Annotated in this window: 17 protein-coding genes; 16 read left to right on the top strand and 1 reads right to left on the bottom strand. The window is 52.1% G+C overall.

The features are described 5' to 3' along the window. The first annotated feature begins 13 nt into the window (after nt 1-13). The 16 genes from ABD949_RS22125 to ABD949_RS22050 all read left to right on the top strand — a co-directional run bounded on the left by ABD949_RS22125 (nt 14) and on the right by ABD949_RS22050 (nt 16,069). Nucleotides 14-1,246, top strand: coding sequence for a sialidase family protein (locus tag ABD949_RS22125; RefSeq protein ID WP_345247136.1), 1,233 nt, complete (start codon nt 14-16; stop codon nt 1,244-1,246). A gap of 6 nt (nt 1,247-1,252) precedes the next feature. After that, the gene (locus ABD949_RS22120; RefSeq protein ID WP_345247133.1) at nt 1,253-2,185 is read left to right on the top strand and encodes a dihydrodipicolinate synthase family protein; all 933 of its coding nucleotides are present in this window, start codon (nt 1,253-1,255) and stop codon (nt 2,183-2,185) included. Between the two features lie 73 nt (nt 2,186-2,258). Next, nucleotides 2,259-2,960 carry a GDSL-type esterase/lipase family protein gene (locus tag ABD949_RS22115; protein WP_345247131.1) on the top strand — a complete coding sequence of 234 codons (702 nt, stop codon included), beginning with the start codon at nt 2,259-2,261 and terminating at the stop codon, nt 2,958-2,960. Between the two features lie 12 nt (nt 2,961-2,972). Beyond that, a complete protein-coding gene (locus tag ABD949_RS22110) occupies nt 2,973-4,232 on the top strand; it encodes an MFS transporter (RefSeq protein WP_345247129.1) in 1,260 nt (419 codons plus the stop codon). A 14-nt stretch (nt 4,233-4,246) separates the two neighbouring features. Then, nucleotides 4,247-5,260 carry a hypothetical protein gene (locus tag ABD949_RS22105; RefSeq protein WP_345247127.1) on the top strand — a complete coding sequence of 338 codons (1,014 nt, stop codon included), beginning with the start codon at nt 4,247-4,249 and terminating at the stop codon, nt 5,258-5,260. Between the two features lie 140 nt (nt 5,261-5,400). Further along, nucleotides 5,401-6,207, top strand: coding sequence for an HpcH/HpaI aldolase family protein (locus ABD949_RS22100; RefSeq protein WP_345247125.1), 807 nt, complete (start codon nt 5,401-5,403; stop codon nt 6,205-6,207). Between the two features lie 12 nt (nt 6,208-6,219). Beyond that, the gene (locus tag ABD949_RS22095) at nt 6,220-7,176 is read left to right on the top strand and encodes an aldo/keto reductase (protein WP_345247123.1); all 957 of its coding nucleotides are present in this window, start codon (nt 6,220-6,222) and stop codon (nt 7,174-7,176) included. Between the two features lie 35 nt (nt 7,177-7,211). Further along, on the top strand, nt 7,212-8,141 hold the full coding sequence (locus tag ABD949_RS22090; protein ID WP_345247121.1) for a Gfo/Idh/MocA family protein: 930 nt from the start codon (nt 7,212-7,214) through the stop codon (nt 8,139-8,141). Then, entirely contained in the window at nt 8,138-8,914 is a 777-nt protein-coding gene (locus tag ABD949_RS22085) for an SDR family oxidoreductase (RefSeq protein ID WP_345247119.1), read from the top strand. The genes ABD949_RS22090 and ABD949_RS22085 overlap by 4 nt, the downstream gene beginning before the upstream one ends. A 2-nt stretch (nt 8,915-8,916) precedes the next feature. Then, on the top strand, nt 8,917-9,708 hold the full coding sequence (locus ABD949_RS22080; RefSeq protein ID WP_345247117.1) for an SDR family oxidoreductase: 792 nt from the start codon (nt 8,917-8,919) through the stop codon (nt 9,706-9,708). A 119-nt stretch (nt 9,709-9,827) separates the two neighbouring features. Further along, nucleotides 9,828-10,211: a RidA family protein gene (locus ABD949_RS22075; protein WP_345247115.1), complete on the top strand. Its 384-nt coding sequence runs from the start codon at nt 9,828-9,830 to the stop codon at nt 10,209-10,211. Beyond that, the gene (locus ABD949_RS22070; protein WP_345247113.1) at nt 10,204-11,208 is read left to right on the top strand and encodes a 3-hydroxyacyl-CoA dehydrogenase family protein; all 1,005 of its coding nucleotides are present in this window, start codon (nt 10,204-10,206) and stop codon (nt 11,206-11,208) included. Before ABD949_RS22075 ends, ABD949_RS22070 begins: the two co-directional genes overlap by 8 nt. Beyond that, a complete protein-coding gene (locus ABD949_RS22065) occupies nt 11,205-12,509 on the top strand; it encodes an aspartate aminotransferase family protein (RefSeq protein WP_345247111.1) in 1,305 nt (434 codons plus the stop codon). The genes ABD949_RS22070 and ABD949_RS22065 overlap by 4 nt, the downstream gene beginning before the upstream one ends. Before the next feature lie 47 nt (nt 12,510-12,556). Beyond that, entirely contained in the window at nt 12,557-13,528 is a 972-nt protein-coding gene (locus tag ABD949_RS22060; protein ID WP_345247109.1) for a 3-hydroxyacyl-CoA dehydrogenase NAD-binding domain-containing protein, read from the top strand. 7 nt (nt 13,529-13,535) lie between these two features. After that, nucleotides 13,536-14,618, top strand: a complete 1,083-nt coding sequence (locus tag ABD949_RS22055) for a dipeptidase (RefSeq protein WP_345247107.1) — start codon at nt 13,536-13,538, stop codon at nt 14,616-14,618. Between the two features lie 59 nt (nt 14,619-14,677). Beyond that, on the top strand, nt 14,678-16,069 hold the full coding sequence (locus ABD949_RS22050) for a neutral/alkaline non-lysosomal ceramidase N-terminal domain-containing protein (protein WP_345247105.1): 1,392 nt from the start codon (nt 14,678-14,680) through the stop codon (nt 16,067-16,069). On the opposite strand, the gene ABD949_RS22045 is transcribed toward ABD949_RS22050, so the two are convergent. Next, nucleotides 16,070-16,936, bottom strand: a complete 867-nt coding sequence (locus ABD949_RS22045; RefSeq protein ID WP_345247103.1) for an AraC family transcriptional regulator — start codon at nt 16,934-16,936, stop codon at nt 16,070-16,072. It lies immediately after the preceding gene. Nucleotides 16,937-17,203 lie beyond the last annotated feature (267 nt).

The following is a 17,203-nucleotide window of genomic DNA, read 5'->3' as shown; positions in this document are numbered from 1 at the left end:
CTACCCTTACCCTATGCATTATCATCGTCATTTGCTGCGCTGGAGTATCTGCCTGTTGGTGGGATATACCAGCGCTCTGGCAGCCGGCCCTGGAGAGCGTCCCGGTTACCTGCCCCGCACCGGGGCTCATGTTGACTCCCTACCCCATATAACGATTTCGAAAGGGGGAGATGCAGGCCATTATCAGGCCTTCTCTGATGCATGCCGTCTCAGGAACGGGGACATTCTGGTTGCCTTTTATGCAGGGGATGGCCATGTTACCTATCCCAGTGAGACGTACCCCAAAGCAGGCCGTATCTGTATGGTGCGTTCCAGGGATGAAGGCCGGACCTGGAGCAAACCCGTGACGATCTACGATGACGCATTGGACAACCGGGACTCTCATATCGCACAAATGAGTGACGGCACTGTGGTATGCACCTTTTTCTCACTTCGGTTTGAAGAGAAAATCGAGCAGGCATCCGGTCAGTCGCTGGTACATTATGGTTCGCCCCCACGTCGTTACGTAGGGGCGGGTATGCACATGATCCGGTCGTTTGACAACGGCAACACCTGGGAAAAAGAAGCGACTGTAGTTGCCACTACCAAGGCTGATTACTATTGCTCGGCCCAGGTCAGGGAGATGCCCGATAAGAGCTGGCTGTTACCCATATATCATCAGGCCCGGTCCAAAGATCAGGCCTGGGGCGGTGTCGTTATATCCAGAGACAAAGGAAAAACCTGGGCGGAAGAAATTCCGATTGGGAAAGAGTCGGGGCGCTACCTGCCGGCTGAAACCGATGTGATCCTCCTAAAAGATGGCTCTCTGTACGCAGCCCTGCGGGGCTCTATTCCGCATCAGGTAAATATGCATTATGCCACCAGCAAAGACCTGGGTAAGACCTGGTCTGCGGTTTCGGACATTGGTTTCCAGGGGCACGCACCGTCCTTTACCCGATTAAAATCTGGGGCTATACTTATGTCCTATCGGGCATTTACGGATAATAATGACTCTAAAAAAGGGTATACCGGACTCCGGATAAGCTATGACGATGCCAGAACCTGGCAAGGCCCCTACCTGGTAGACAAAACCTGGGGAGCTTATCCGGCTACCGTAGAGCTGAAAGATGGCTCGGTGCTGATCATCTATTACGAAGAAGGTAAAGATAGTGGTATCCGTGCCTTGCGGTTTACGGTTCCTCCGAAGAGTACTCAGCCAATCTCCCTGGACAGACCGGAATCTCTAAAGACGCTGTCCCTGAAATAATCCGGAATGGAGCCCCTGACCAGACATACCTTACGTGGAAGCTGGAGTACGCTGTTACTCCCAATCCAGTCAGATGACCGTATCGACTACAGTTGTCTGCAGGACGAACTTGATTATATAACCAGGGTGGGAGTAAGTGGCGTTTATACGAACGGGACCGCGGGTGAATTTTTTAACCAGACAGAAGATGAGTTTGACAAAATCAGCGCCTTAACGGCTGAGATTTGCCATAAAACGAGCATTCCCTTCCAGATCGGCGCCAGCCATATGAGTCCCATTATCTCGCTGGAACGGATAATACGTACAAAGTCATTAGGTCCGGGTGCCTATCAGATTATCCTGCCAGACTGGGTAGCCACTACCCGGCAGGAACAGTTGTCATTTCTCAACAGAATGGCCGAAGCAGCGGCACCGGTTCCCCTGGTCCTGTATAATCCGGGTCATGCCAAGGCGGTACTGAACCCGGAGGACTTCGCGCAGTTAGCGGACGCTGTACCAGCCCTTATCGGAATCAAGGTAGCTGCCGGAGGACCAGACTGGTACAGTACCATGCGTACATTGGAGATCCCCTTAGCTGTATTTGTGCCGGGACACCGTCTCGCTACTGGGATAAAAGAAGGTGTAGGCGTGGGCGCTTATTCCAATGTTGCATGCCTCAACCCGTTAGCCGCGCAGCAATGGTACCAGATGATGCGTGAGGACCTTGACGAAGCGTTGCGTCTGGAACGGAGGATCGGGGCTTTCTTTGAACAGTGCATCCTCCCCTACTACTCCGCCGGATATTCAGATATGGCGCTGGATAAGTACCTGGCTGCTGTGGGTGGCTGGACTGACATCGGAACCCGCCTGCGGTGGCCTTACCGATGGATTGACAGAAAAGATGTACAGAAAGCCAGAACTATGGGCCGTAACCTGATTCCTGAGTTTTTTGACGAGTAGTTGTGTAAATTTCACAAAAGGATGGCAGCGGTAGAATGTTAAGCGCATTGCCTGTATCCCTTATAGCCGTTCAATGAAGCATTTTTTGTTCATTTTGGGTAGTATTCTTCTGGCTCTTCTTGCGTCCGAACCTGACGCTATAGCACAGGTCAGCCAGTGGGATAGTACCTACCGTCCCGATATTTATAAACCCCGTGTAGAGTTGTTCAAATCACTCCCCCACTCAGAAAAGGATGTTGTTTTTCTGGGAAACAGCCTCACGTTCTGGGCCGACTGGAGCGAATTACTAGGCTCTTCCTATTACAAGAACCGGGGTATTCCCGGCGATATTACCTATGGGGTACTGGACCGGCTCGATGAAGTAATTCAGGGACGGCCGGCTAAGGTGTTCATTTTGATCGGCATCAATGATTTAGCGCGAGGTATACCCGATAGTGTAATTATCCGGAACTACCAGCGGATTATCCGGCAGCTTAAAGCCAGGACACCGTCTACCAGGGTATATTTCCAGACGCTGCTGCCCACCAATGCCAGCTTCGACAAACTCAGAAGCCATTACCACAAGGAGCCGCGCATCAGAGCGATCAACGATTCCCTCCGGGAGTTAGGCCGGGAGGAAAAAATAGAAATAATAGACCTTTACTCCCACTTTGTGGACGAGGAAGGTAACCTTAAAAAAGCATACACCTGGGATGGCGTCCATCTGACACTGACTGGCTATACCACCTGGGTAGAGGTGCTGCGGGCCGGTAACTACCTGCCACGTGTCAATTAACCCTTTTCGACAATGGAACCAACTGTGATACAAGATACCACTGCCCCTAAAGCTCACGTTCCAGCCCGTGCCTGGCTGGTGGTGGCGCTGCTGTGTGTAGTGGGCTGCCTCAACTACCTGGACCGCATGATGATCACCACCATGCGAACCTCCATCATGGAGGCCATGCCCATGACCAATGCTCAGTTCGGTCTGCTAACGTCTGTCTTTCTATGGGTATATGGGCTGTTAAGTCCTCTTGCCGGTTTTCTGGCCGATCGCTTCAGCCGAAGCCGGGTTATTATCGGGAGCCTGTTTGTCTGGTCGGCAGTAACCTGGCTGACGGCTTATGCTACCACGTTCGAGGAACTACTCATAACCAGAGCCCTGATGGGGATTAGCGAAGCCTGTTACATACCGGCTGCTCTGGCGCTTATTGTCGACTATCACCGCGGACCGACCCGCTCACTAGCAACCGGCATCCACATTGCGGGTGTTATGGCAGGTCAGAGTCTGGGGTTTATCGGGGGCCTACTGGCCGAACAGCACGACTGGAGTTTTCCATTCAGCATTCTCGGCATCATAGGCGTAGTGTATTCGGGCATCCTCATCTTCACCCTTAAAGATGCTCCGCACGTCCCCAAAATCGTAACCGAACCGACGGATGAAAAAAAGGTCAGCTTCTGGGACGGAATCAAAAATCTGTTCAGTCGTGGCTCATTTATCCTGGTTCTCCTTTGCTGGGGCGGTTTGGGGGTAGTTAGCTGGATGATTGTAGGATGGCTGCCTACGTATTATAAAGAGCACTTTAACCTGAGTCAGACCCTGGCCGGTGTCTACGCGACCGGCTACTTCCACACAGCCGCTTTGGTTGGCGTGCTGATTGGGGGCGCATTGGCCGACTACTGGAGCCGGACCAACCCGCGGGCCCGGATCCTGCTGCCGGCTGTCGGGCTCTGCATTGCCATCCCGGCTATTTTTCTGGCAAGTTCCACCATTATTCTGGCGGTTGCCATAGCCGGCTTTATGGTCTACGCCTTAACCCGAACCTTTACCGATGCCAACATGATGCCCATTTTATGCATGGTGGCAGACCCGCGGTATCGGGCCACGGGTTATGGTGTGCTTAACCTGTTCAGTTGCATCATTGGCGGCATAGGGTTATACGCCGGGGGGGTCTTGCGAGATGCCCAGGTTGACCTCAGCAGGATGTTTCAGGTTGCAGCTGCCCTGATGGTACTGTGCGCCCTGATATTATTTAACCTCAAGCCTACTACACGAGAGATTCAGTAACAGATTGGGAAGTTATGAACGGAAGGCAGCTCCTGCTAATTGCTGGTTTTATCTACCTTAGCTTTGTTGGGATAGCTACGGGCAACGACCACCCGGAGCGCGTTGAACCAGCGGATACCCTGCGGACCGCTGCTCTCAAAGAGCTACAGGAAATACTTTACACACAGGCAGAGTGGGTAAAGGTACACGCGGCAGAGTACCTGCTGTGGGCAGGATACCCCGAAGGCGTAAAGGAAGAATATCTCCGGGAAGAGAAACGTTTCGGAAACCAGCCCCCATACCGCATCGGCATTTGGCGGGTACTGGCCCAGGCTTCTTCCCAACCTGCGGAAAGACAGCAGTGGACAGAAAAGATTCGGGAAGCATTTGGCGATACAGCTGGAATGGATCGTATTCATGCCGCAGAGACACTGGCCAAACTACAGATGTCACCTCAGGCGCACTACCCTACTCTTACGCAAAAGGCTCTAAAAAGCGATAATAAACCGCTGGCTATGTATACCTTATGGGCGGCTTCTTATGCTGCCGATGAGTCCGTACAGGCTACCCGTCATAAATTGCTGGGCCTCCTGACCACGCCACAACCGGACGTAGCTGTCAAACGCATGGCGGCCTATATTCTCAGGCACCTGAAAGGACTTACCGCCCACCAATGGCAACAACTGGCGCAGGTAGCGCTTTCGGAACCGGAAAATTCAGCAGCCCATGTATACCTGCTGAGCGCGGCTTTTGTTGGGGCTCCAGCCAATGCCAATACCGGTCTCTTCAAACAAGTACACGAGACGTTGTTGAAAGCTGCGTTTTCTCCCCTGAAAGGAAACCGTACTGAAATGGCGGCCGCGCTGGCCGAACGGGGTACTCTCTCCAATCTGCCTGTGCTTGTAGCCTTACTGACAGATCAAAATCCGCTGCCGGGTACTGGTGCAGCGTCCGGGGAAGCAATAAGAAAAAACCCTGATCAGGCAGATGTGCGGGCGGCTGCCGCCTATGCTATCCTAAAAATCAGGCAACGGGAGCAGGGAAGGTAACCGCATACCGGTAAGTAACTTTGAAAAATAGTACCGGAAAAGAGAATAATAAGGTAGGAAGCGATTGACAGGGGGCGGTACTTTTGACGGCATAGCCATTTTATGATTTGCAGATGTGCTACCATCTTAACAAGACACGTATGAGAATGCGAGAGAGCCGGGTTTTAAAAAAGCTAAGAGCGGGCGAAACCGTCAGTTGCTTCAAAATAAATCTGGCCGATGCCCGGGTGGCCGAACTGGCTGCTATTTCCGGATTCGACTGCGTCTGGATTGATCAGGAGCATATCGGGCAGGACTGGTCGGTCGTAGCCGCCAATGTGTGGGCTACCAAAGCGCACGATACCGATATCCTGGTACGGGTTCCAAGAGGTGGATATAGTGATTACATTAAGCCCCTCGAGCTGGACGCTACGGGTATCCTTGTACCCCATCTGATGAGCCTGGAAGATGCCCGGAAGGTTGTCAAAACGACCCGCTTCCACCCGATAGGCCGCCGGCCTATCGATGGCGGCAATGCCGATGGAGGCTATACCACCATCGATTTCAATGACTACCTGCAGCAAGCCAATGAGCAGCGATTTGTGGTCCTTCAGATTGAAGATACCGAGCCTCTCGACGAACTGGAGGCAATTGCCGCCCTGGAAGGATACGATATGCTGTTTTTCGGGCCGGGCGATTTCAGCCAGAGCATCGGGGCTCCCGGGCGATGGACTCACCCAAAAATCACGGAGACACGCAAACGGGTAGCGGAGGCAGCTATCCGGCACGGAAAATATGCCGGTACGGTAGGAGGTCCGGGTAATGCCGATGAATTGATAGCGATGGGGTACCGATTTATCAGCATGGGAGCCGATGTAGTAGGTATCAAAAACTATTGTCAGGATCTGGTACGAGCCTTCACCAAATCGGCGGAGAACACCCAAAAAACCTCCTACCTGGAAAGCTGACCTGGATAGCTTATGAGAAGAAGGAAATTAGGCAATACAGGCATTGAGGTATCGGAGGTGGCCTTTGGCGGGGTAGAGATTGGTATGCCCTATGGCCTTGGTATCCACACTGCCGCCGATATGCTAAACGAAGAGGAGGCTATTGAACTCCTGCGCGCAGCCCTTGATGCCGGGATCAGCTTCTTTGACACCGCCCGTATGTACGGTTCGAGCGAACGTATCATGGGTAAGGCTTTCCGTGACCGCCGGGACGAAGTTGTACTTTGTACCAAGTGCCGGCATTTTCGGGATGCCACAGGTGCCTTACCCGCTCACGATGAGATAAAAGGTTTTATTGAGGCCTCCGTACAGGAAAGTCTGGCTGCGCTGCAAACCAGTTATATAGATGTTTATATGCTGCACCAAGCCGACCTGGAGATCCTGGAAAATACAGCCATAGCCTCTTCTATGCTGGATCTGAAAGAACGGGGCGTTATTCGGGCTACAGGGGTATCTGTTTATACACCGGAAGAAACTCAGAAGGCTATTGAAGGGCAGACCTGGGATGTTATACAACTCCCCTTCAACCTTCTGGATCAGCGGCAGGGGAGTCTATTTGATAAGGCCTACACCAAAGGTATTGGGCTGGTCATCCGTTCGGTACTTTTGAAAGGCCTTCTGAGCGACCGGGGTAAAAACCTGCATCCAGCCTTGCGTGCAGTCGAGACACATATTCAAGGCTATCAGGACTATCTGACGGAGGAATACCCAACCCTGCCCGCGCTGGCCACTAAATTTGCGCTGTCCCATAAAGAGGTCACTTCGGTGCTCGTAGGGATAGACCGGATGGAATACTTACACCAGGCCCTCGCCACAGCCGATGGCCGATACCTTTCTGATACGCAGTTAAAAAAGGTAAAGCAACAAGCCTTTCCAGAACCTGAGTTTCTGAATTTACCTCACTGGGACCGAATGGGGTGGTTACGATAAACGCATGTTACCACCCGACAACGTAGCAAGATAATATGATCAAGATAGGCATCCTCGGCATGAGTCCCGGCAATGCGCACCCGTATTCCTGGTCGGCCATCATCAACGGGCACTTCGATAGCGAAGAGATCAACAGAATTGGGTACCCCGCCGTTGCAACCTACCTGGAAGCCAACCAGGATACGTTGGGGCTACCCGGATCACAGGTTACGCATGTATGGGCACAAGAAAAAGAAATTGCCGAGAGTATAGCCCGTACAACCCGAATTGACTACGTGGTGGATCGGTTGGAAGACATGATTGGCGAAGTAGACGCGGTGATCCTGGCCAGAGATGATCCTGACCATCACGTCGCCATGGCCAGGCCTTTTCTGGATGCGGGTATTCCGCTGTTTGTCGATAAGCCTTTGGCTAGCACTACTGCGGACCTGGCTTATTTTGCTGAACAGCATCGCCAGGGTAGGTTTATCATGTCCTGTTCATCGATGCGGTACGCCAATGAGTGCCGTACGGCTAAAACCGAGCTCAAGGCTCTGGGGAAGCTGGAGTTGATAACCGCCGTAGGCAAAAAAGATTGGATCAAGTATGGGGTGCATCTGCTGGAAGCCATTTTCGCCATTCTCGACGATCCGGCTCCTGTATCTGTAAAGCATATCGGTACCTCAGGTAAAGATAGCGTGCACCTGGAGTTTGAGGGGGGACTGCAGGTGGTTTTGCACCTGTTTATGGACGTCACACCGACCTTTCAACTGTCGCTGTTCGGGCGGGAAGGGTGGAGGCTGGTGGAGATTAAAAACTCCTATTCGATGTTCCGCGACAACATCATCGAATTTATCAGATCCGTAGAGGAAGGCAACTCACGGCTGGATTTCGCCAAAACCTCGGCTATTATACGTACTGTCATCGGAGCGAAAGAAAGCCTCGAAAAAGGAGGCATTACCGTTGACTTATCCCAGCGATTATGAACGTAAAAGACTTATTGAGCTTAAAAAATAAAGTGATTCTGGTAACGGGCGGCTCGGGCAACTACGGCCGGTGTATTGTAGAAGGCCTGGCCGAAGCCGACGCGACGGTTATTACCACCTCCCGGAATCTGGAGTCTGCCCAAAGTACGGCCGCAGCCTTCAGGAACAACGGCTACGATGTTCATGCCATGCAGGTAGACCAGGGCGACCCGGCTTCTGTTCGGGCCCTCAAAGCTCAGGTCGCCCAATCGTTCGGGCGGCTTGACGGCTTTGTGAATAATGCCGTGTCCCGGCCCATGAAAGGTTATAACGCGCCCATCGAACAATTTGAGGAATCGATGAACGTTAACGCGACCGGCATGATGGATCTGCTTCGTGAACTGACCGATCTTATTGTGCAGAGTGGCGGTGGCAGCGTCATCAGCATTAGTTCTATGATGGGGATGTTCGGCCCCGACCTGACCAATTATGAAGGGACCACCATGGGCGATCTGCCCCCGGATTATTTCTTTCACAACGCAGGTCTCATTAACCTGACGCGCTACATGGCTCAAATGCTGGGTGGCAAAAACGTCCGGTTCAACTGCATCAGTCCCGGCGGGCTGTTCAACAACCAGCCTCAGGCTTTTCTGGACAACTATTGCAAAAAAGTACCCCTAAGGCGAATGGCCAATCGGGATGATATAAAGGGCCTAGTGGTCTTACTGGCTTCCGATGCCGGGGCTTACATTAATGGCGAAAATATACTCATGGATGGTGGTTTAAACGCCTGATAATGGATAATTTATTTAGGGATACGTTTGGGTTACACGATAAATCGGTTTGGGTAGTAGGGGGTGCCGGGTACCTAGGGCAGGCCACCGTAAGACTGCTTAGAGCGGCTGGTGCCCGGGTGCTTTGTGCTGATCTGGATAATCGGGCCGCTGACTTTGTCCATGCATCCGGGTTGGCACCACAGGTTACTGCGGCTACGCTGGACATACGGGATGGAGGAGCCATTAAAGAGTTTGTTGCCGGGCAGATACGCAACCAGGGAATCCCCTATGGACTGGTTAACCTGACCTATGCATCCACCACCAAGAAGCTGGAAGACCTGACCGAGCAGGATTTTGATGCGGTAAATCACGGCGGCATTACCGCCACTTTTTTGCTGGCACGGGAAGTCGGCCAGCAAATGGCTGCGCAGGGCCAGGGCAGTATTGTGCTGTTTTCCAGCATGTATGGCAATGTGTCACCCGATCCGGCGGTTTATGAGGCCCCCATGAATAAGAACCCTATTGAATATGGGGTGGGTAAAGCAGGGATCATTCAGATGACCCGCTATCTGGCCGTTCATTGGGGGCAACAGAACGTGCGCTGCAACTGTATTTCACCCGGCCCTTTTCCAAACCCATCAGTGCAAAGCAGCCATCCGGATTTTGTGGAACGGCTGGCCCGGAAAACGCCCCTGGGGCGCATTGGCCGGGCCGGAGAAATAGCTGGTTCGGTGGTATTTCTGCTCTCAGACGCGGCATCCTATATCACCGGACAAAACATTCACGTAGATGGAGGCTGGACAAGTTGGTAAGGCATTCTCTACCCGCCGGTGGCCGGGAAAAATAATATCATAATTGCAAACAATAGTAGCAGAAGCCTTCCTGTTTGCCGAATATTTTTGTCAGGTACATACGTGTTAACATCAGTTCTATGAATAAAGTAAATCACCCGGAACGTAATCCGGATTTCGTGACCGGAGCGTATTCAGACGGAGTCATCGTAGATGGGTTCCTTTTTGTAAGCGGACAGGCCTCGGTTGACTTCAAAACGTCGAAGTTCATTCTGGGAACGATTGAAGAAGAAACAGCCAGGACACTGGACAACATCAAAGCCATTGTCGAAGCCGCGGGGGCGTCTATGGACCGGGTGGTAAAATGTACGGTTCACCTGGCCGATATCGCTGAGTTTGACCGGTACAACCAGGTCTATGCCGGTTATTTTCCGGGCGTTAAACCCGCCCGCACTACGGTGCAGTCTGTACTGGCGGAGGGGTTGAAGGTAGAGATTGACTGCATCGTAAAACTTAATGCCTAACCGGAATCAGGGTATGGACGAAAAGGTAAATCCACACAATATAAAGGTGGGAGTTGTGGGCATTGGGCTGATGGGGAGCAGCATCATCGTAGCCCTCCTGATGGCAGGTCATCACGTCATTGCCATTGCCCCCCTGCCAGACGATAAGGTGCTGGGGCCGGCAAGGGTAAAGGACGATCTGACACGATGCGCTCAGTCCGGGCTGCTGGAAGGGGCCATCGACCATTACCTGGACCGGCTGACTATAGCGGGGGATTATGGCATGCTGGCCTCGTGTAGCCTGGTGCTGGAATGCGTTATTGAGCAGCTGGCAATAAAAGAAAGCGTCTTTAAGCAGATCAGCGCTCATGTTGATACAGCGGCCATCATCGGCAGTAACACCTCCGCCATACCGATCAGTACCCTCCAGCAGTTCGTACCCGACCCCGGCCGGTTTCTGGGAATACACTGGGCCGAGCCGGCCTACCTGACACGTTTCCTTGAAATTACCTGCGGACGCCAAACCGACATCACTACGGCCGAGTGGGTCATGTCGCTGGCTCACGGCTGGGGGAAAGAACCTACGTTGCTCCGCAAGGACATCCGGGGATTTATTACCAATCGGTTAATGTACGCCGTATACCGCGAGATTTTTAGTCTGCTGGAGAGCGGAAAAGCGTCGCTGGACGATGTAGACAAAGCTTTCCGGTACGATGCCGGCTCCTGGATGACTCTAATGGGCATTTTCAGGCGCATGGATTACCTTGGTCTCCAGGATTACGCCGACATTCTGCGCACAACCTTTCCTCAACTGAGTACTACCGACGAGGTACCTGCGGTCATGCAGGAGATGGTGGATAGCAACGCCCGGGGGGTACAAAATGCCCGGGGGCTGTATGCGTATACCGACGAGGAGGCCAGGCAGTGGGAAGAAGCCTTTGCCCATTTTAATCGGGAGATCTATCACCTGTCGTTACAATACCCTTCTCACCAGTTGCCATCTAAAAAACAGGGATGAACCAGTACAATTACACCCAATCAGCCGCCCTGCTCGAAAGGGCAAAAAAGGTATTAGCCGGAGGAGTTTCGTCCGAATTTCGAAAATATAACCACCCCCATGCTATATTCTATACCCATGGGCAGGGTAGTCGGCTCTATGATGTAGACGGTAACGAGTACCTGGATTTTACCCTGAGTCAGGGGCCGCTGATCCTGGGCCATTCGCATCCGCATGTACTGCAATCGGTAGACGCCTATTCGCGGGAAGGGCAACTGTTTGCCGGACAGCATCTCAAAGAGATTGAACTGGCCGAGAAAATGAATGAACTAATCCCCTCTGCCGAAATCATGCGATTTTGTCTGGATGGTTCGGAAGCGGTTCAAACTGCCCTGCGGGTAGCGCGGGCTAAGACCGGCCGGAAAAAGTTTCTGCGCTTTGAAGGGCATTACCACGGCTGGCTCGACAATGTCTGCTGGGGCATATCTACCCCATCGGCAGAGGCTCTGGGCGGTCGCGAAGAGCCCAATGTATACCCCTGGACCCAGGGGTTGCCGGAGCGTACCCGGGATGAGTTCCTGATTCTGCCCTGGAATGATCTGGCGTTGGTAAAGCAAACCGTCGAGAAGCATCACGAAGACCTCGCGGCTATCATTACCGAGCCAATTATGTGTAATAATGGCTGCATTTTACCCGCAGAGGGGTACCTGCAGGGGCTGAGGGATTTATGCGATCAGTACGGTATAGCGCTCATTTTTGATGAAGTCATTACCGGATTCAGGGTGTCGCTGGGAGGGGCTCAAACGTACTTTGGGGTTACGCCTGACCTGTCCATTTTTGCCAAAGCCTTTGCCAGTGGTTACCCGATTAGTGCCATCGTTGGCCGGAGATCGTGGATGCATGTCATTGAGGAGGCAAAGGTTATACACGCCGGCACCATGAATACCAGCAACGCAACCGTAGCAGCAGCGCTGGCTACCCTGGAGGTTCTGGAAAAAGAACAGCCCTACGAGCGAATGTACCGGTTGGGCAGGAAACTGATGGAAGGCCTGCAACAAGCTGCAGCGGAAACCAGTCAGAACATGACGGTAGAAGGATTGGGTCCAATGTTCAATACAGCCTTTACAGACCTGGAATCAATGCATGATTACCGGGATACGCTACTGGCTGATAAAGCTAAACTGGGCAGATTTATTGCGGGAATGCACAATCGAGGTATCCGTGTAATTGGCAGAGGATTGTGGTACATCAGTGCCGCTCATACAGAGGAAGATATAGAACAGGCTGCGGCCACGGCTCGGGAGGTTCTAAAAAGTCTGTAACCAACGGGAGCTTCGTCATGAATAATCTATAGCTGGCAAAAGGTATTATGAATAAACGAGCGTACGAAACAGCCCCTGTGCTGGTAGCAGGTGACGGCAAACTAGCCGGTAGCGTGTCTGTCTGTCTGCTTCAGGCAGGGCATGAGGTAACTTTACTGACCGGCCATGAACCTGAAGCCCAAAAGCTCCTGGCAGCACACCTGCGGGATCTTCGAGAGGAGCAGGCCATTGAGCCTGACCTATCCAGAATCCAGATCGTAGACGAAATTTCCGGTGCTTGTTCATGGCAACTGGCCATTGTATTAACTAACGAAAATCTGGCTGATAAGAAGAATACGATTCAGTTTCTGGAAAGTATACTGCCCACTACGGCCATCATTGCCATTAATACCGAAAGCATCGCCCTCGCTCACCTGCAGGAAGGCGCATGCTGGCCCCGGCGGATTATTGGGGCCAACTGGGTTGAGCCTGCCCATACAACCTGCTTTCTGGAATTGATCAGTAATGAAACTACCAACGAAGACCTTGTTGAAAGCCTATACCGGCTTGCCCGGGAGAGATGGAAGAAAGACCCCTATTGGCTAACGCATGGGACAGGTATCCGGCAGCGGATGATGAGTGCGCTGATACGGGAGGCCTTTTATCTCGTAGAAAACGGGTATGCTTCCATTGAGGATATCGATCGTGCCTGCCGAAACGACGCTGGATACTACCTTGCCTTTGCCGGAAACTGCCGATACATGGATCTGATGGGCACCTATGCGTACGGGATGGTTATGAAGGATCTGAACAAAGAACTCGCCAATGACCAGACCGTTGCGAACTTCTTTACCGAGATTATTGAAAATGGAGGGCTGGGTATGCAGAACAACACAGGCTTCTATCCCTATGAGGAGGGAGAAGCAGCCGTCTGGGCGGAAACGTTCCGGAAGTTTAGCTACCAGATCCAGCAAATCATTGAAAAGTACCCTTTTAACTACAAAGAGGAAGCCGTAGTTCTGGCGAACTCCAGCCATTAATGTTTACATGAAGCGGTTAATCGTAGACGCTCACCTGGATCTGGCCATGAATGCCCTGGAATGGAACCGGGATCTCAGACAGCCTTTGGGGGAAATACGGCAGCGCGAGATGCACATGACAGACAAACCTGACCGGGGTAAAGGTACGGTCTGTCTGCCCGAGCTACGCAAAGGGAAAGTAGGATTGGTGGTAGCTACCCAGTTGGCTCGATATACACCGCCAGGCAGCGCCTTACCGGGCTGGCATTCGCCCCAGCAGGCCTGGGCTATGACCCAGGCGCAACTGGTCTGGTACCGGGAAATGGAAATCGCGGGTGAAATGGTACAGATTACCAATGCTGCGCAGTTGGAAGCGCATCTGACGCTATGGAACGATGGCGGCACACCTGATGACAAAAAACCAGTTGGGTATATATTGAGCCTGGAGGGGGCTGACTCCCTGGTGGATGTATCCTACCTGCACCGCGCCTATGAGTATGGATTACGTGCGGTGGGGCTGTCGCATTTTGGTCCGGGCCGGTACGCGCCCGGTACTAAGCGGGAAGGCCCTGTTACGCCACTGGGGCTGGAACTGATGAAGGAGATGGAGAAGCTCAACCTGATTCTGGATGTTACTCACCTGACCGACCAGGGTATGCAGATGGTACTGGATAAGTACCAGGGCCCGATCTGGGCCAGTCACCATAATGTACGCCGGATTGTACCCACCCAGCGGCAGTTAACGGATGAACAGATTAAAGCCCTTATTGGGCGCGGAGCCGTTATTGGCGGTATGCTGGACTGCTGGGCCATGGATATCCGGTTTATTGACACCGTATCGGACCCCTGGCAGCTCAACATACGACTGGAGAATATGGTCGATCACTGGGACCATATATGTCAACTGGCGGGTAATAGCCTGCATGTGGCTATTGGTAGTGATCTGGATGGTATATTCGGTACTGAGCAATCTCCCTGGGATCTCGACTCGGTTGCTGATTTGCAGAAGTTCGAAGCCATACTGCACAACCGTGGGTATCGGGAAGAGGACATTGACAACATCTTTCATGCCAACTGGCTTAGGTTTATTCGCCGGGCCTGGTCCAATTGACCGCCCAGGGGCTATGGAGCACCAAGCGAAAGTACTCTATTGATTCTATTGACTCAGCAATGCATTCTTTATCACTTCTGGCCGGAGCGGCACGGGTAGACATCACACCTCCTCTGGGCACTATTATCAACGGTGATTTTGTGAGGCACTATGCCCGTTACATTCACGATCCCCTGTATGCCAAGGCCCTGGTGCTACAAAATCAGGAAATTACCCTCGCCATCGTGATAGTGGATATCTGCGTTATGCCCAAAGACTTCCTGGATGAAGTAAAGGCGGGCATAGCAGCTCGTACCGGTATTCCTTATACGCATATCCTGATCTCCAGTACCCACACCCATGCGGCCGGCTCCATCGCCGATGTGCATCTGGTGGGGGCAGACCTGGGGTACCGCAAAAAGCTTCCCGGCTTATTGGTTGAGTCGGTGGTGAAGGCCAAAGAAAAAGTTCGCCCAGCGCAGGTCGCCTTTGGTTCAGTTGCGGTACCTGAGCATGTTGTATGCCGCCGTTACATAATGAAAGACGGCTATAAACCGGTCAATCCGGTAACTGATAGTACCGATACGGTCAAGACTAACCCTATAGGGGCTGAATCGTGGATTGACCAAAGAGCTGCCCCTACCGACCCTGAGGTAAGCTTTCTGGCTGTTCAGGATACAGCGGGCAACTGGATCAGTCTTCTTGCCAACTACTCGCTACACTATGTTGGTGACTGGGAAAATGGGACCATATCGGCAGATTACTTCGGGGTATTTTCTGAGCAGATCCGGCAGCGGCTAGATGCCGGTGATGATTTTGTCGGTATCATGAGCAATGGTACCAGCGGTGATGTCAACATCTGGGACTTTCTGAAGCCAGACCGGTATCCAAACCGCTATTTTGAAAAGAGTAAGCTCATCGGCAGCGACATTGCGGCCAGAGTAGCCAACGCTACTGAAAACCTGGAATGGCATAGCGCACCGGTTCTGGAAGCCTTATACCAGGAGTTGCCGCTTGCTGTAAATAAGCCCGGACCAGCAGAGTTGGAACGGGCCATTGGTATTCTTGAACAGAGCGATTACGAAAATGTCTTTGCCGATGAAGCAGGGCTCCGAAGTATTTACGCCCGTGAGCAGATACTGCTGAATGAATTTCCGGACGAAGCGGCCTGTCCGGTTCAGGCCCTGCGTATTGGAAACGGCGTAGTAGGCGGCCTGCCCGGTGAGTTTTTTGCCGAAACGGGCCTGTGGCTGAAAGCCCAAAGCCCCGTTCAACATTATTTCACGATTAGCCTGGCGAATGGCAATGCCGGCTACGTGCCACCGCCCGACGAGATAAGCCGGGGAGGCTACGAAACCTGGCGTTGCCGCATCAGTTGTCTGGAAGCGGAAGCCGAGCGCAAAATCCGGGAAGCGCTCCTCAGGCAGATTCTTGCCTTGTCGGACGCTGCGGTTCAGACCAGCCGGTTATGACTATACAACCAGCGTCTTTCGGTAGCTGGTGGGTGTCATGTTCTTAACTTTTTTAAACTGACGATTGAAGTTCGCCAGGTTATTAAATCCACATTCATAGGCTACTTCTACTACATTACGGTCGTGCTCCGAAAGCAGTTTACAGGCATGGCCAATACGGACGGCATTGAGATACTCGACGAACGTAACCCGGTACTGCTCTTTGAAAAAACTACAGAAAGCCGTTACGCCCATGCTGGCGACAGAGGCAATTTCGGGCAGGCTGATATCCTGGTCAAAGTTCTTCATGATATACTCGGTTACCTTTCGGAATCGGTCCGATGCGTCGTATTGAAAATTCTGTACGAACTTCGGACTGGCCAGGAAGTCATACTCGGTTGTAGATGACATGATGTCAAATATGGAAAGAAGGGTCGATAGCCGCTGTATGCCATTCATCTGAGGCATTTGCTTCAGGAGCACGTTTATTTTTTTACGGGTTTTGCCTTTAATGGCCATACCCCGTTCCGAAAGCTGAAGAAATTTTCGAAACTCCTGCATTTCCGGAATGGAAAGGAAGCCATCTCCCAGAAAGTTTTCGGCAAAATGAATAACGATGGCGTCGGCCAGATGATCCGCCTGCCCACTGGTATACAAAGAATCGTTTACCCAAACATGCGGTAGCATTGAGCCCATAAAGACCAGATCCTCTTCGCCAAAATAGCCAATATGATCACCAACCATGCGCCGGCCCGTACTCCTGGTTATTAACACCAATTCATATTCGGGATGGTAGTGCCATGGACATGGAAAAGACTTACCGGTTTCCTGGAAAACCGTGAAAGATTTATCAAAATCCTTAGGCAGGCGGTATTCTACAGCTTTCATGAATTGCTCTTACGACTTACTAATAAATCATCAATAAAGAAGACTCTACCCATGTAGACTGCTATTAATTTATGGGGTGGCCAACCCTGATCCTAACCCAACCTGAGATGCTATGCTACCTGCCACTGCGGGGCCCGTTTCTGTAATAATACAATTTTATATCGTATCCTGCAACGTTTCATCTCCCGGTTACAAAGCCTGATAATATACCTGAATCTGCCTCGAAATCATTCCGGGGCACTCCAGTATAGGGGATGGCGAAGAAGT

The sequence above is a fragment of the Nibrella saemangeumensis genome (assembly GCF_039541915.1).
GTDB classification, from domain to species: domain Bacteria; phylum Bacteroidota; class Bacteroidia; order Cytophagales; family Spirosomataceae; genus Nibrella; species Nibrella saemangeumensis.
This window is presented reverse-complemented; position numbering and strand designations above follow the sequence as displayed.